This window comes from Bartonella sp. AD328YNZD, from assembly GCF_042196425.1.
In genome coordinates this window covers 1-2,495 of the sequence record NZ_JBHIQG010000337.1, presented here as the reverse complement: position 1 = coordinate 2,495, position 2,495 = coordinate 1, and the positions used below count along the sequence as shown (strand labels likewise).

General features: G+C 34.9%; 2 protein-coding genes. Both read left to right on the top strand.

Annotated features, from left to right (window positions below; all coding sequences use genetic code 11):
* Window positions 1-802: 802 nt before the first annotated feature.
* Entirely contained in the window at window positions 803-1,534 is a 732-nt protein-coding gene (locus tag ACFIO3_RS11465; RefSeq protein ID WP_375608714.1) for a hypothetical protein, read from the top strand.
* A gap of 82 nt (window positions 1,535-1,616) precedes the next feature.
* Entirely contained in the window at window positions 1,617-2,279 is a 663-nt protein-coding gene (locus ACFIO3_RS11460; RefSeq protein WP_375608715.1) for a hypothetical protein, read from the top strand.
* Window positions 2,280-2,495 lie beyond the last annotated feature (216 nt).

Genomic DNA, 2,495 nt, shown 5'->3' with positions numbered 1-2,495 from the left:
ACACTGACACGGTCTATTAAAAGGGATTTTGCTAATCTCTATAATTATCAGTTTCTATTGAGATGTTTTCATAACAGGCAATAAATCACAATTATCCTATTTATCATTTCTCTTATGAAAATAAAAAATGATGCCATGGCTATAAAATATATAACAGCTATAGAGAATGCATAAAAACAGCAAGGTTTTATAATCATAATGCAAATGAAAGCATTGGTTATAAGAGCGCGGTGCCTATTAAGATAGTGCAAATGATAAATGCGTTATAAACAAAATTCACAAAAAAAATTTAAATTCATTTAGTAAAAAAATTGATAGGTTATAAAGTTAAAAATATGCATTATGATAGCGTTTCTAAATATTATAAATGTATAGATTCAAAAAAGAACGCAATCGTTTCAGAAATCCCATAATATAGCTTTAAAAGCATATAAATATAAAAGAAGCAATTAATAGGCATAAGATATTATCAATACACAATGCATTTAAAAAATACAAAAAAATATCAAAAAAGATAAAATATTATTTGACAATAAATACGTATTTTGTTATATAAATAATCAAGTGATTGAAAAACACTTAATCGTTAGCGGATTGGTTACGAAACAACCCTTCCCATTCTTTAAAATACTGACTTTCTTTTATGCTACCATTAGCATATAACGATTATGTCGGGTGTGGTTATGCTATACAATACTCTTTGATGAGGAAAGCATAACAGCGGACTAACGACCGTGTTTTTCAGCACCCGGCGCCCTTATGGGCTGTTAATGAAAAATTTTAATTTCGTTAGGAAAAAACTATGAAAACTATAGTAAAAAACACTCCCGTTAATAAGAAAAAAATATCCAAAAAGTATGAGTTTACTGGCGAAATGGATTTTGTGACTGGTCTCATATTATACCGTATACGTGCTTTAAGAGATTTTGGAGATGTCAAAGCGGGCGATCTTGGGGGGTATATTGAAAACGAAAGTAACTTATCTCACAAAGGCAATTGCTGGGTTTATGACAAAGCGCGCGTCTTTCAAAATGCAAGGGTTTCAGGCAATGCTAAAGTAAAAAGCTTTTTTGTTGACGTTTGTGGTAATGCTAAAATTTATGGTAATGCTATTTTTGAAGGCATGTTATTAAAGGACAATGCAAAGCTTTATGGCAATGCTCATGTTAGCAATGCCGTTGTAATTGAAGGTAATGCTAAAATTTATGATAACGCCCGCGTCACTGATCATGCTCATATTTGTGATGATGCCGTTATTTGTGATGATGCTCATGTCGGGGGCAATGCTAAAATAAGCGGCGCTGCTCATATTTGTGATGGCTCGCGTGTTTTTGATGATGCCGTGGTTTGTGGGGCTCTTATCTCTGGCGATTCTTATGTTCACAGCGCCGCCTCTTTAACAGCAGATGATCATATTTGGGATGAGGCATATCCAGAATTTGGGAGTGAAGATGATTATTACCGTCATGAGTATTATGCTGATTGTGAATGGTACTATGACGATGATAGCGAATATGAAAATGATGCTGCGTAAATAACGCGCGGGCGCGGCGGGGGCGCCCCTCTTTAAAACATCTCATTTTAAAATTTAAATCTTTTTATAAAGGAATTGTGCTATGCAAAAAAAGTTTGCACTCACAAATGAAACGCGTGTATTTAATAATAAAACTCTTTATCGCATTAAAGCTTTAAGAGACTTTGATGATGTCAAAACTGGGGCTTTAGGCGGCTTTATTGAAAATGAAAATAACTTATCGCATGATGGTAATTGCTGGGTTTATGATAATGCTCTTGTTTTAAATCCTGCCCATATTTATGAAAATGCCAAGGTTTTTAATAAGGCTATTATAATGGGCTTTGTTTATGGCAATGCTCATGTATGTGACCATGCCCGCGTTTATGCAAATGCCCATGTTTATGACAATGCGCATCTTTCTTATAATGCTTGGGTTTATCATCAGGCGCGGGTTTATGGCAATGCAAAATTATCAGGAAGTGCACGCATTCATGGCAATGCCGAGGTTTATGATCATGCTTCTGTTAGTGGTGCTGCAAAGATTTATGGCAAGGTTTATGGTCGTGCTAGTGTGGGGTGCCATGCCAAGATTAAAGGCTCTGTTTATGGTAATGCGAAAATCTCTGGTTATTTCGTGATTAGAGGTAATGTATATGGCAATGCAAGATTAAAAAGAGATAGTGATTTATATTGGGTTCCCATAAATTGTGAGGTTTATGAAAGCGATAACGTTGTAAAGGTTATTGCAAATAACGCTGCGTAAATAATGGCGCGGGCGCGGCGGGGGCGCCTTCTTTCCAATCAAATTTTCCTAACCGTTTAACACATATCTATTATGTGAGGGTATCTCTATGTCTCAAAAATACGAATTAACCAGTGAAATCAAAAAAATCAAACATGCACTTACTCGAAATATTATAAATCTTTATCGCATTAAAGCTTTAAAAGATTTTGATGATGTTAAGACGGGGGATTTAGG

What these genes read in the sequence shown, in the direction of transcription:
- ACFIO3_RS11465 (WP_375608714.1), top strand. Translation starts at nt 803, where the DNA reads ATGAAAACTATAGTAAAAAACACTCCCGTTAATAAGAAAAAAATATCC.
- ACFIO3_RS11460 (WP_375608715.1), top strand. Translation starts at nt 1,617, where the DNA reads ATGCAAAAAAAGTTTGCACTCACAAATGAAACGCGTGTATTTAATAAT.